Below are 13,129 nucleotides of genomic sequence, written 5' to 3'. Positions count from 1 at the left end.
CGCGATGCCGCGCGCGTAGATCCCGCCGGGCGAATTGTCATCGGCTTTCGGCGCGACCGGCTTCTCAGCCGCCTTCGCGGCTTCGGCTTTGGCGCTCGCGGCTTTGGCGGCGTCCGCCTTGACCGCTTCCGCCTTCGCGGCGTCGGCCTTGGCAGCCTCAGCCTTAACGTGCTCGGCCTTTTGCGCCTGGACCTTGGCGGCCTCGACTTTCGCCGTTTCGACCTTTTGCGCTTCGGCTTTTTCAGCCTCTGACTTGGCAGGCTTGGCAGCGGCCACATCGGGCGCCGGCGCCGCGCCGTTTGGCTTGACGCCTCCCGCCGAAGCGGCGGCAGCAGATTGGGCAGGCTGCGCGGGCGCGGGCGCGGGCGGCGCCGCCGCAGCTGGAGCCGACGCCCGTTCGATCGCGGCCGCCAGACCGGCCTCGAGCTTGGCGATGTCCGCCTCGCTCAGGCCGCCGGCCTGCGACTCGCCGAGTCCTTGGATCTGAGCCAGTGTCGCCTCGGTCTGTTTGCGCCGCTCGGTCAACGCGACCGCGAGAGCGCGCAACTGTCCGACCGCGTCCTGAATACCCTTCTGCGCGGCCATCGTCGTGGTGATCGTCGCCTCGATGTCGGCGATGCCCGCCAGCGCTGTCGTGGCGTCGCCCGCCACCGCATGCGCGTGCGCAGCGGCTTCGATGATGCGCCGCTCTGCGCTCTCGACTTGCGCTTTGGCCTGCTCGAACGTCTCGCGCGATTTCGCGACCGTGGCTTCGGCGGCGATGGCGTCCGCTTTCGCGCGTTCAGCGCGCGTCTTCGCCTCGTCCAGCAGCGTCTTGGCGGCTTCGGCTTCCTTCTTCAACGCGCCGAAGCTCGCGGCGACCTCGAGCAACGCCTTTTCCACCGCTGCCGCATCCGTCTTGGCTTTGTCGGCGCGCGTGCGCACGCCGCCGGCGTCCGTCTGCAGCTGCTCGATCGATTTGACGATGCCCGCGCGCTGTTCGTCCGCCTGCTTGACGTTCTCGTGCAACGCCTCGATCGAGACCAGGCCCGTCCTGGCTTGTTCGAGCTTCGCGGAAAGAGCTGCCAGCGTCGCTTCTTCAGCGGCGCGTGCCTTTGCGACGTTATCGAGCTGGGCTTTGATCGCCGTCAGCTCTTGGTCGGCGCCCGCCTTGAGCGACGCGACCGATTCGAGCGTGGTCTGCGCGGCCTTGATCTGCTCTTCGATCGCGAGACGCTGCTTGTACGACTCGGCGATCGCCGCCGTCACTTGCGCGAGTTCGAGCGTGGCCTTGGACTGCTGCTCGATCAGCTTGTAATCGGAGGGCATGACGGCTGCCGCGACCTGCTCGACCGGCGGCGGCGGCGCGGGCTTGGGCTCGGCTTTGGGCGCGGGCTTCGACCGTTCGCGCGGCTCGGGCGCGATGCGCTCCATCTCGGATTCGAGTCCGCGCGCGCGCGCGTTGCCGGGATCGAAATCGAGGATGTCGCGCGCGCACTGCAGCGCCAGCGCGTAATCCATGACCTTGCGCGCCGCCTCGGCCGACTGCAGCAGATACGCGGTGGCTTCGGGGGCCATCTGTTTGATGCGATACAGGCGGCCCAGATGCGCGAGCGCTTCCGCGTGGTTCTTGTCGCGTTCGACGATGCGTTTGAACGTCAGGATGGCTTGGTCGATCTGATCGTCGGCTTCGTAGACGCAGCCGGCTTCGAACAGCGCAGGGACGAACGTGTACGCCGACTTGCGCAGGACCTCTGCGAAGCGGCCAAGGCCTGCCGCCTTGTTGCCGGCGGCGATCTCGGCTCGGCCAAGCTCGAAGATCGGCTCGTAGTTCTTCTCGTCGAGGGCTCTTGCGGCTTCGAACGCTTTGCGCGCTTGGTCCGTATCGCCGCTTTCCAGCAGGAGCCGGCCGGCGCGCATGAACCAGCCGAACGCCTCTTCCATGCCGAGGCCGGCGGCAAGGCTGGCGGCTTGCGCCAGCTGCGCGGGCGAGGTGTCTGCTCGGCCGACCGCTTGGCGCACGAGAGAGCCGGCCGCCGCGGTATTGCCGTTGGCGACTTCGGCCTGGGCTTGCGCCAGGCTCTGCGCGGACGCCGGGCCGGGCTGCTGCTCACTCATACGTTCGATGCCTGCTCCGTGTTTAAGGAGAAAACGAATAATCCCACTGTGCGGACGCTTACATTAATTATCGGCTGTACCGCCCTCTGGGCTTAAGGCGCCCTTAGCGTGCGGCGGCAGAGGCCTGGTGGGCCTGGCTCTCTAGGGATTCGAGATATTTCTCCGCTTCCATCGCGGCGCGGCAGCCAAGCCCCGCTGCGGTGATCGCCTGCCTATAACGCGTGTCTTGGACGTCGCCGGCGACGAAGACGCCCGGCACTTTCGTGCGTACTCCATCCGGCGAGATGATGTACCCTCGGTGGTCGAGCTCGAGTTGTCCCGCGAAGATCTGCGTATTGGGCAGGTGGCCGATCGCCACAAAGACCGCGTCGCATGGGCGCTCCGTGACAGCGCCAGTCACAAGGTCGCGCAGCCGTACCCCGGTGACGCCGCGCTCGCCCTGGATGTCCTCCACCACCGTGTTCCAGGTGAACGACATCTTCGGATGCGCGAACGCGCGGGCTTGCATGATCTTGGACGCGCGCAGCGTGTCGCGCCGGTGCACGACGGTCACCATCCGGCCGAAACGGGTGAGGAACAGTCCGTCCTCGAGCGCCGTGTCGCCGCCGCCGACCACGATGATGTCCTTGTCGCGGAAGAACGCGCCGTCGCACGTCGCGCAACTCGACACGCCGCGTCCGCGCAGCCGCGTTTCATTTTCGAGTCCCAACCATTGCGCGGATGCGCCGGTCGCCGCGATCACGACATCGGCGTGATGCTCTTCATCGTCGACCCACACGCGCAACGGCTGCGCGCTGAAATCCACGCGCGTCACGTCTTCGTTGTGGATGACCGCACCGAAACGTTCGGCTTGCGCGCGGAACTTGTCCATCAGCTCGGGGCCCACGATCCCCTCGGGGAAACCGGGGTAGTTCTCGACCTCGCTGGTGAGCATGAGCTGGCCGCCGTACAGCCCGCCGGCGAACACCAGCGGCGCGAGATTGGCGCGCGCGGTGTAGATGGCCGCCGTCAAACCGGCCGGGCCTGATCCGATGATGATGACCTTGCGTGCGTGCATCGCAGTCGAAGGTATTCCGCGCGGCCGGTGGGTAGCCTTTTGCCGACATGAGCGGCGGCATCAGACCCGATCTGTTCGCGGCAGTGGGCGGCACGCCGCTCATCCGCATCCCGCGGCTATCCGCCGCGCTCGGCCGCAACATCCTCGGCAAGGCCGAGCACCTCAATCCCGGCGGATCGGTCAAGGATCGCGCGGCCAAGTACATCATCGAAGCGGCCGAGCGGGATGGTACTCTCAAACCTGGCGGCACGATCGTCGAAGGCACGGCCGGCAACACGGGCATCGCGCTCGCGCTGCTCGGCAACGCACGCGGCTATCGCACGATCGTGGTCATCCCCGACGATCAGTCACCGGAGAAGTTCGAATTGCTGCGCACGTTCGGCGTCGACCTGCGCATCGTGCCTACCGTGCCGTTCGCGGACGAGGACAACTACTACCACGTCGCGCGCCATATCGCGCAGCAGACGCCCGGTGCGCTGTGGGCCGACCAGTTCAATAATCCAGCCAACCGGCGCGCCCACTACGAGACCACCGGCCCGGAGCTGTGGGAGGACGCCAGCGGCTCGATCGACGCATTCGTGGCGGCGGCGGGCACGGGCGGCACCTTCGCCGGCGTGTCGCAATGCTTGAAGGAGCGCGACTCCGCCATCCGCTGTGTGCTCGCCGATCCGATGGGCTCGGCCCTGTACTGCTACGTCAAGTCGGGCACGCTCGAGGTCGAAGGCGAATCGATCGCCGAGGGCATCGGCATCAAACGCATCACCGAGAACTTCAAAGGCGCGCCGGTCGATGACGCAGTGCGCGTCGACGACCGCGCGATGGTGGAGATGGCGCACTATCTGCTGCGAGAAGAGGGACTGCTGCTCGGCGGTTCGGCGGCGCTCAACGTGACTGCCGCGGCGCGGATCGCCAAAGGATGTCCTGCCGGTGCGAGCGTGGTCACGATTTTGTGCGACGGCGGCGCGCGCTCGATGTCCCGGCTCTACAACGCGGCGTGGCTCGCCGAGAACGGACTGACCCCGACGGCGAAGGGCCTCGAATTTCTGTAGTCCCGGCCTCTTGAGGGCGGGGGGACTTTGGGAATAAATTCACAAACTCACCGCACGCCTCGAAAAGCGCCATTCTGTAAGGACACGCCGTGACCGAATCTCCCTGGTCCGCCATCCTCATCTACTTCATCGTCGCCATCGTCGTGGCGTCGCTGATCGCCGTCGTGCCGGGCATCTTCACGAAGAAACGCCCGACGCCGAACAAGCTCGACCCGTACGAGTGCGGCGTGCCGCCCACCTCGGCGATGGCCGGGCGCTTTCCGGTGCGCTTCTACCTCGTCGCGATGCTTTTCGTCGTCTTCGACGTCGAGGCGGCGTCGTTCTATCCGTGGGCCGTCCGGCTCAACCGCCTTGGCGCATTCGGTCTGATCGAGATGGTCGCGTTCATCATCGTGCTCGGCATCGGCTACGCGTACGTATGGAAAAAGGGCGGCTTCTCATGGAGATGATGAGCCCGCAGCAGCCGTTCATCACGACTAAGCTGGACGAATTCATCCATTGGGCGCAATCATCGGCCATCTGGCCGATGACCATGGGTCTCGCGTGCTGCGCGATCGAGATGATGAGCATCGTGTCGCCGCGCTACGACACGTCGCGTTTCGGCGCCGAGGTCTTTCGCGCGTCGCCGCGTCAGAGCGACCTGATGATCGTCTCCGGCCGCGTCGCCAACAAGATGGCTCCCATCTTGCGCATGCTCTACGATCAGATGCCCGATCCCAAATGGGTCATCTCGATGGGCGCATGCGCCTCGTCCGGCGGCGTCTTCGACAACTACGCCATCCTGCCGGGCGTGGATTCCATCTTGCCGGTCGACATCTACGTGCCCGGCTGCCCGCCCAGCCCGGACGCGCTGATCTACGCGCTGATGCAGCTGCGCCGCCAGATCGAAGCGGGCGGCAAAGCCAACGTGCTGGCGCGTGCCTGAGGCGCAGCCCGGGCGCGAGGTCACCGCGGCGCTCCTGACGCAGCTCGCACAATCGCTCGGGCCCTTGTTTCTCGAAGCGGTGTCCGCTGCCGACATGGACGAGGCCGCGATCCTGCCGGACGGGCTGCTGGCCGCCGTCGACGCGGTGCGCGCGGCGGGCTTCAACCAATTGCTGGACATCGGCGGCACCGATCATCATCCGCTGACGCCGCGCTTTGAGATCTCGTATCACTTCTTGGCGTTTCCGCCGGAATATCTCGAGCCCGGTCGAATAAATTCGACCGCTACACCCTTGGCGCCGGCGAGGTTCCGGCTGCGCGTGTTCCCCGACGACCGCGACCCGGTCGTCCCCTCGCTGTGCGGGCGCTGGCCCAATGCCGATTGGCCCGAGCGCGAGGCATGGGATCTGTTCGGCGTGCGTTTCGACGGCCATCCGGATCTGCGCCGCATCCTGATGCCCGACGACTGGGAAGGCCACCCGCTGCGCAAAGACTACCCGCTGCGCGGTCTCAATCGCCGCTTCAATCCCGGCGGTCTGCCGGGTCCCGTGCCGCCGGTGGTGACCAAGTGAGCACCACCGATCTCTCGATCTTCGCGGCCGAGAAAGATCTCACGGCGTACCCGGGCGACGAGCGCGACACGCTCGTGCTCTCGATGGGTCCGCAGCATCCGAGCACGCATGGCGTGCTGCGGGTGATGTTGCGGCTTGACGGCGAGACGGTCATCAGCGCGCAGCCCGAGATCGGCTTCTTGCACACCGGCATCGAGAAGCAAGCCGAGAACCTCTTCTGGCAGCAAGCCGTCACCGTGGTGGACCGCGCCGACTACCTCGCGCCGCTCTCGAACAGCCTGTGCTACGTGCTCGCCGCCGAGCGCCTGTTGGGCATCGACAACATCCCGCCGCGCGCACAGGTGCTGCGCGTGATGTTCACCGAGCTCACGCGCATCGCCAGCCACCTGGTGCAGCTCGGCACGCACGCGATCGACCTCGGCGCGCAGTCGATCTTCATGTACGCGTTCGAGATGCGCGAGCGCATCCTCGAGATCATGGAGTTCGTGACCGGCGCGCGCATGCACCAGTCCTGGTTCCGCATCGGCGGCGTGGCGCTCGACGTGCCAAAAGGATTCCTCGCCAAGATGGACGATTTCATCGAGCGCTTCCCCGAGCGCTTGACCGACATGCGCGCCATCCTCGAGAAGAACGTCATCATCATGGACCGCCTCATCGGCGTCGGCGTCATCAGCGCGCAGGAGGCGATCGATTGGGGCCTCACCGGACCCATCCTGCGCGGCAGCGGCGTGCCCTACGACGTGCGCAAGGCGTTCCCGTACAGCGGCTACGAGACGTACGATTTTGACATCTGCACGCATCCGGCCGGCGACTGCTACTCGCGCTTCATCGTGCGCCTGGACGAGATGCATCAGGCCTGGCGCATCATCAAGCAGGCCCGCGAGAAGTTCCCTGATGGACCGGTCACGATCGACGACCGCAAGATCATCCCGCCGCCCAAAACCGAGATCCAGCACTCGATGGAGGCGCTCATCCATCACTTCAAGCTGGTGTCGTCGGGCTTCAACGTCCCCGAGGGCCACATCTACCAGCCGGTCGAGAGTCCGCGCGGCGAGCTCGGCATGTACGTCACCAGCGCCGGCGGCAACAAGCCGTGGCGCGTGCGCTGGCGTCCGCCTTCCTTCTATAACCTGCAGGCGCTGCGCAGGCTTGCGCCGGGCAACCTGGTCGCCGACATCGTCGCGATCATCGGCAGCCTCGATCCGGTCTTCGGGGAGGTGGACCGATGACGCCGGCACGCCGTGCGCGCGGCCTCGAACTCGTGGCGCGGTATCCCGAGGCGCAGTCCGCCCTCATCCCGTTTCTGCAGTACTGCCAAGAGCAGGACGGCTACGTGACGCACCAGGCGATCGAGGACGCGGCCGAAGTCGTCGGCATCACCCCCGGTGAGGTCGAATCAATCGCTTCCTTTTATACGCTGCTCTTCAAGGAGCCGGCCGGCAAGCACATCGTCCAGGTGTGCCGCACGCTGTCGTGCATGCTGCGCGGCGCCGAGGACTTGCAGACGCATATCAAACGGCGGTTGGGGATCGGCCATTTCGAGACGTCGGCCGACGGACAATTCTACTACGAAGAGGTCGAGTGCTTGGCGGCCTGCGACCGCGCGCCGTGCCTGCAGCACAACCTCGAATACCACTATGACGTGACGCCCGCCGCGTTCGACGCGTTGCTGGACGCCTGGCAGGCGCAGCCGCCGCAGCCGGCGATGCCGGCGGAGTAGGCGATGGCGAGATTCGAGCCGGTTCTGACGGCCGGCATCGGTGAGCTCGACCTCGCCGACATCGACGTCTACGAACGCAACGGCGGCTTCGCGGGCCTGAAGAAAGCGCTCCTGGAGATGACGCCCGATTCGGTCGCGGCCGAGGTCACCGCGTCGAATCTGCGCGGTCGCGGCGGCGCGGGCTTCCCGACCGGCCGCAAGTGGAGCTTCCTGCCCAAAGACGGACGGACGCGCTATCTGGTGTGCAATTGCGACGAGGCGGAGCCGGGCACGTTCAAAGACCGCATGCTGCTCGAGAAGACGCCGCTGCAGATCATCGAAGGGCTCGTCATCAGCGCCTATGCCATGGGGGCGGCGCAGGCGTACATCTACATCCGCGGCGAGTTCCTCGAAGGGTCGCGCATCTTCCGTCGCGCGCTGGCGGCCGCGATCGCCCGCAACTACGTCGGCGAGCGCATCCTCGGCACGAACTTCTCTTTAGATATCGTCGTGCACCGCGGCGCCGGCGCGTACATCTGCGGCGAAGAGACCGCGCAACTCGAATCGCTGGAAGGCAAACGCGGTGAGCCGCGCCTCAAGCCGCCGTTCCCGGCCATCGCAGGCCTGTACGGCATGCCGACGGTCGTCAACAACGTCGAGACGCTTGGCTACGTCAAGCACATCATCGAACGCGGCGCGGCATGGTTCGCAGCTATCGGGCCCGAGAAATCGCCCGGGCCGAAGATCATGTCGGTCAGCGGCCACGTGCGCAAGCCGGGCAACTATGAGGTGCCGCTGGGCATCCGCGCGCGCGAGCTCATCGAGGAGTACGGCGGCGGGCTGCTGCAAGGGCGCAAACTCAAAGCGTTCCAGCCCGGCGGCGCATCGTCCGCCGCGCTGTTCGAGGAGGATCTCGACGTCGCCATCGACTTCGATTCGCTGGCCGCGAAGCGCACGATGCTCGGCTCGGGCGGTTTCGTCGTCATGGATGACACCGCGTGCATGGTCAACTGCGCCATGACGCTGACGCGCTTCTTCGAGCACGAATCCTGCGGCCAGTGCACGCCGTGCCGCGAAGGCGGGCAATGGGTCGCACGCATGGTGGCGCGCCTCGAGGCCGGCGAGGGCAGCCGTGAAGATCTGCGCGTGTTGGGCGTCATCAACAACACCATCACGGGGACGAACCTGTGTCCGCTGGGCGACTCGATCATGCCGTTCCTGAGCTCGGTGATGCGGCGTTTCCCCGAAGAATTCGCGGCGCATGTGGCGCAGGGCGGCTGCCCGCTCAAGCAGACGGCCGGTGTCGCATGAGCGAGCAGAAGATGGTGAAGCTGCAGATCGACGGCCAAGATGTCGTCGTGCCCGACGGCACGCTCGTCGTCGAAGCGGCCAAACTGCTCGGCACGCAGATCCCGGTGTACTGCTACCATCCCAAGATGGACCCGGCCGGCCTGTGCCGCATCTGCCTGGTCGAGATCGAGAAGACCCCCAAGCTGCAGATCGCATGCGCGACGCGCGTGACCGAGGGTATGGTGGTGCACACGATGTCGCCCAAGGTCGCGGAGGCGCGCCGCGGCGTGCTCGAGTTCTTGCTGCTCAACCACCCGCTGGACTGCCCGATCTGCGACAAGGGCGGCGAGTGCGATCTGCAAGACTTCACGATGGAGTACGGGCCAGCGTCAAGCCGGCTCACCGAGCCCAAGCTGCACAAGCCCAAGCGCGTCGATCTCGGCCCCACCATCGTCTTGGACGAAGAACGCTGCATCTTATGCCGGCGCTGCACGCGCTTCGATGACGAGATCGCGCAGGAGCGCAACCTCGTGGTCGTCGAGCGCGGACACGGCTCGCTCATCGGCACGGTCGACGGCGGCGATTACGAGTCGTACTTCTCGGGCAACACCACGGAGATCTGTCCGGTCGGCGCGCTCACCAGCAAGGCCTACCGCTTCCGCGCGCGCCCGTGGGACCTCGGCCACGCCGACTCGGTCTGCACGCAGTGCTCGGTCGGCTGCAACTATCGCATCGACACGCGCTTCGGGCGCATCATGCGCACCTTCACGCGCGAGAATCCCGAGGTCGATGGCGGCTGGATCTGCGACCGCGGACGCTACACGTTCAATTACCTGTACGAGCCCGCGCGCTTGCGCAGGCCGCTCGTGCGGCGCGACGGCGACCTCGAAGAGGCGACGTTCGCCGAGGCGGTGGCGTTGGCCGCGGAAAAACTGCAGACGGCTGCGGCGGCCGGCCGCGTGGGCGTCATCGGCGGTGGCCGGCAAAGCGATGAAGAAGCGTTCGCCTTGCAGCGCTTTGCGCGCGAGGTGCTGCGCACCGACAACATCGACCATCGCGCCCGGCTGCAGAAGTTCGCTTCTCCGGCGCGCTTCGGCGCGCGCATCGCCGACATCGACGACGCCTCGCTGATCTTGGTGTTCGGCGCGATCACGCCCGAACAGGCGCCCATCCTCGACCTGCGCATCCGGCGCGCGGTGGCGCGAGGAAAAGCCCGCTTGGTCTTCGTCGGCCCGTTCAAGCCGGAGTTCGCCGTGCCGTTCGAACACGTCGAGTATGCGGCCGGCGCCATCGGCGATCTGATGGAATCGCTCGCCGATGCGGTCACGCGCGGCTCGCAGACCGGCAACCAGTTCGTCGACCAGCTGGCGCAGACGTTCACCCAGGCGAGCAAGATCGTCGCGGTCCACAACGGGCGCAACACCGTCGCCGCGGGCGCGCTCGAACGGCTGATGGAGACGCTCGCCGGCAAGGACCATCAGGTCGGCATCCTGGTGGTCGGCAGCCAGGGCAACGCGCGCGGGGCCGAAGCGGCCGGCTGCGTGCCCAACCTCGGGCCCGGTTATGCGCCGGTCTCGAAGCCCGGCATGACCACGGGTGAGATGCTCGAGGCGGCGGCGTCAGGCAAACTCGACGCGCTCTACATCGCCGGCGCCAATCCGGCGCTGACCTACCCCGATGGCGCGCTGGTGCGCAAAGCGCTGGAGAACGTGCCGTTCTTGGTCGTCGCCGATCAGCTCCTGACGCAGACCGCAGCGCATGCCGATGTCGTGTTCGCAGCCGCCTCGTTCGCCGAGAAACGCGGTCACGTCACCAATCTCGAAGGGCGCCGCCAAGCGTTCGCACAGGCCATCGAGTCTCCGGTGCACGTCGCCACCGACGCCGCGATCCTTGCGGCGATCGCTGCCGCGCTCGGCAAGCCGGACGCGCTCTCGTCAGACCCCGATTGGCTGTTCGCGCGGCTGGAAGCGGCCGAGCAAGCGGCTGGAACCGAGGAGCCGCTTGCGCGGCCCAAACTCGATCAACTGGCCTCGCCGCAGGTCGACACGATGGACGCGCAGCGCAAGACGTTCACCGTCATCCCGGTTCCCAAGCTATATGGCGGCGGAAGCGCCGCCGCGCACGATCCCGGCCTTGCGCCGATGCGTCCGCAGCCGTGCGCGATTTTCCACGAGGACGACGCGCTGCTGCTCGGCATCGCCGACGGCCGAGCGGTCACCCTCGCGGGTCGCGGCGGCTCGATCACCGTCGCGGCGCGCATCGATTCGCGCGCGCCGGTCGGAGGAGTGCTCGTCATCGCCGACATGCCCGAAGCGCCGGTCAACGTGCTGCTCGACGCGTCGGGCGCCGGCCGGGTGACCGTGACGCCGGCGGCAGCTCGCGAGGAGGCGACCGCATGAATCCCACGCTTGCGCTCGCGATCGTCATCGCCATCAAGGCCGGCATATTGATCTTCATCGTCGTCACCGCGTTCGCGTATCTCATGCTCGCCGAGCGCAAGGTGCTGGCCTGGTTCCAGCTGCGCGTCGGGCCGATCTGGTGCGGGCCTTGGGGACTGCTGCAGCCGGCCGCCGACGCCGTGAAGCTGGTGCTCAAAGAAGACCTGACCCCGGCGACCGCCGATCCTTTCATCTATAAGATCGCGCCGGCGCTGGCGGTGCTGACCGCGCTCATGGCCTACGCGGTCATCCCTTTCGGCACGTTCCCCGACGGCACGCCGATATCGATCGCCAATCCGAACGTCGGCATCTTGTATCTGCTCGCCATGGGCGCCATCGGCGTGTACGGCATCGCCCTGGGCGGCTGGGCCTCGCAATCAAAGTGGCCGCTGCTCGGCGCGATCCGCTCGACTGCGCAGCTCATCTCCTACGAATTGGCCATGGGCCTGTCGATCGTCGGCGTGCTCATCTTGGCCGGCACCACCGACCTGCACGGCATCGTCTCGGCGCAAACTGCGCACCACGTGTGGTTCTTCATCCCGCAGATCGTCGGCTTTTTGATCTACATCATCACCGCGACCGCAGAGACCAACCGCGCGCCGTTTGACCTGCCTGAAGCGGAGACCGAGCTGGTGGCGGGCTTCCATACCGAGTATTCGAGCCTGCGCTTCGGCACGTTCTTCGTGGCCGAGTACGTCAACATGATCACGGTGTCGGCGATCGCGACGCTGCTGTTCCTGGGCGGCGGCGACGGCCCGTTCGTCTCGGCCGTGCCGTGGCTGTCGATCCTATGGTTCTTGGTCAAGGTGGCGGCCTTGCTGTTCGGCTTCATCTGGCTGCGCGCGACGCTGCCGCGCCTGCGCTACGACCGGCTGATGGCGTTCGGCTGGAAGGTTCTGTTGCCGGTCGCGGTCGTCAATCTGCTGATCACAGCGGCGTTCGTCGCGCTGCGAGGACAGGGTTCATGACCAATCCGTTCACCGCGGCGTGGGGCATCGCGATCGGCTTGTCGACCACGCTCAAGTATCTCTTCCGCAAGAAGTCGACGATCGACTATCCGCGCGAGCCGTTTCCGCACCCGGAGCGCTTCCGCGGCGTGCACGAACTGCGCAAGTACGACGACGGCATGGAGCGCTGCATCGGCTGCGAGCTGTGCGCTGTCGCCTGTCCGGCCAACGCCATCACCGTCATCGGCGCCGAGAACGATCCCGCCAAACCGGTCTCGCCGGGCGAGCGCTACGGCTACCGCTACGAGATCGACATGCTGCGCTGCATCTTCTGCGGCTGGTGCGAAGAGGCGTGCCCGACCGATGCGATCGTGCTGACGCCGCGCTTCGACATCGCCGACTACACGCGCCAGCGGCTGGTCTTCGGCAAGGACAAACTGGTCGTGCGAGACCCGTACACGCAGCATCTGGCCAACACGGAGTCGGCGGTCGAGACCGACCCTGGCGTCGGTCGAATAAATTCGACCGCTACATCGGAGAACGCGCCGTGATCACTCTCTTCTGGATCACCGCGTTCGTCGCGATCGCGTCGGGCGTGTGGACCATCTCGAGCCGCCAACCCGTGCATTCGGTCGTCGGCCTCATCGTCAACTTCGCGGCGCTCGCGGTCCTGTTCTTGACGCTCTCGGCCGAGTTCTTGGCGATGATGCAGATCCTGATCTACGCAGGCGCGATACTCGTGCTGTTCTTGTTCGTCATCGCGCTGCTCACGATCGGCGCACAGCCGATCGAGGTCGGACCGGGCCGCTTGCCGTTCCAAGCCGCGCCCTCGGTGGCGGCGGGCCTGGCCGCGCTCCTGCTGATGGGCGCCGGGTTGCGCGTCGCCTGGTCGCAGTCGGCGGCGACGCCGCCGGCTGATCTGGGCACCGTCGCGAGCTTCGGACAGCAGTTGCTGACCACGCACGTCTTCGCCTTCGAAGTCACGGCGTTCATCCTGCTGATCGCGATCGTCGGCGTCGTCATGATGGCCGGCCGCCAGGAGCTGCGCTTCTGACC

General features: G+C 66.7%; 13 protein-coding genes. 11 read left to right on the top strand and 2 right to left on the bottom strand.

Annotation, left to right across the window (positions count from 1 at the left end):
- A partial coding sequence (locus VKF82_03715; GenBank protein HME81168.1) for a hypothetical protein occupies window positions 1-2,097 on the bottom strand: 2,097 nt, incomplete at its 3' end.
- Window positions 2,098-2,200: 103 nt separating this feature from the next.
- Window positions 2,201-3,154, bottom strand: coding sequence for a thioredoxin-disulfide reductase (trxB, locus tag VKF82_03710; protein HME81167.1), 954 nt, complete (start codon window positions 3,152-3,154; stop codon window positions 2,201-2,203).
- A 47-nt stretch (window positions 3,155-3,201) separates the two neighbouring features.
- On the opposite strand from trxB, the gene VKF82_03705 reads away from it, so the two are divergent.
- From VKF82_03705 to VKF82_03655, 11 genes are all read left to right on the top strand, one after another.
- Window positions 3,202-4,203: a cysteine synthase A gene (locus tag VKF82_03705; GenBank protein ID HME81166.1), complete on the top strand. Its 1,002-nt coding sequence runs from the start codon at window positions 3,202-3,204 to the stop codon at window positions 4,201-4,203.
- Window positions 4,204-4,292: 89 nt separating this feature from the next.
- Window positions 4,293-4,652 (top strand): NADH-quinone oxidoreductase subunit A, encoded by a 360-nt coding sequence (locus tag VKF82_03700; GenBank protein HME81165.1) that lies wholly within the window; start codon window positions 4,293-4,295, stop codon window positions 4,650-4,652.
- Entirely contained in the window at window positions 4,643-5,128 is a 486-nt protein-coding gene (gene nuoB / locus VKF82_03695) for an NADH-quinone oxidoreductase subunit NuoB (GenBank protein ID HME81164.1), read from the top strand. The genes VKF82_03700 and nuoB overlap by 10 nt, the downstream gene beginning before the upstream one ends.
- A complete protein-coding gene (locus VKF82_03690) occupies window positions 5,121-5,699 on the top strand; it encodes an NADH-quinone oxidoreductase subunit C (GenBank protein ID HME81163.1) in 579 nt (192 codons plus the stop codon). Before nuoB ends, VKF82_03690 begins: the two co-directional genes overlap by 8 nt.
- Window positions 5,696-6,928: an NADH dehydrogenase (quinone) subunit D gene (nuoD, locus tag VKF82_03685; GenBank protein HME81162.1), complete on the top strand. Its 1,233-nt coding sequence runs from the start codon at window positions 5,696-5,698 to the stop codon at window positions 6,926-6,928. Before VKF82_03690 ends, nuoD begins: the two co-directional genes overlap by 4 nt.
- Window positions 6,925-7,419 (top strand): NADH-quinone oxidoreductase subunit NuoE, encoded by a 495-nt coding sequence (gene nuoE / locus VKF82_03680; GenBank protein ID HME81161.1) that lies wholly within the window; start codon window positions 6,925-6,927, stop codon window positions 7,417-7,419. Before nuoD ends, nuoE begins: the two co-directional genes overlap by 4 nt.
- 3 nt (window positions 7,420-7,422) lie before the next feature.
- Entirely contained in the window at window positions 7,423-8,709 is a 1,287-nt protein-coding gene (gene nuoF / locus VKF82_03675; GenBank protein HME81160.1) for an NADH-quinone oxidoreductase subunit NuoF, read from the top strand.
- On the top strand, window positions 8,706-11,087 hold the full coding sequence (gene nuoG / locus VKF82_03670; GenBank protein ID HME81159.1) for an NADH-quinone oxidoreductase subunit NuoG: 2,382 nt from the start codon (window positions 8,706-8,708) through the stop codon (window positions 11,085-11,087). Before nuoF ends, nuoG begins: the two co-directional genes overlap by 4 nt.
- Window positions 11,084-12,094 carry an NADH-quinone oxidoreductase subunit NuoH gene (nuoH, locus tag VKF82_03665; GenBank protein HME81158.1) on the top strand — a complete coding sequence of 337 codons (1,011 nt, stop codon included), beginning with the start codon at window positions 11,084-11,086 and terminating at the stop codon, window positions 12,092-12,094. Before nuoG ends, nuoH begins: the two co-directional genes overlap by 4 nt.
- A complete protein-coding gene (nuoI, locus tag VKF82_03660; protein ID HME81157.1) occupies window positions 12,091-12,624 on the top strand; it encodes an NADH-quinone oxidoreductase subunit NuoI in 534 nt (177 codons plus the stop codon). Before nuoH ends, nuoI begins: the two co-directional genes overlap by 4 nt.
- Window positions 12,621-13,127 carry an NADH-quinone oxidoreductase subunit J gene (locus VKF82_03655; GenBank protein ID HME81156.1) on the top strand — a complete coding sequence of 169 codons (507 nt, stop codon included), beginning with the start codon at window positions 12,621-12,623 and terminating at the stop codon, window positions 13,125-13,127. The genes nuoI and VKF82_03655 overlap by 4 nt, the downstream gene beginning before the upstream one ends.
- Window positions 13,128-13,129 lie beyond the last annotated feature (2 nt).

It is taken from the genome of Candidatus Eremiobacteraceae bacterium (assembly GCA_035314825.1).
In the GTDB taxonomy this organism is placed as follows: Bacteria; Vulcanimicrobiota; Vulcanimicrobiia; order Eremiobacterales; family Eremiobacteraceae; genus JAFAHD01.
Note: the sequence above shows the minus strand (reverse complement) of the source record. Positions and strands in the feature narration are given on the sequence as shown.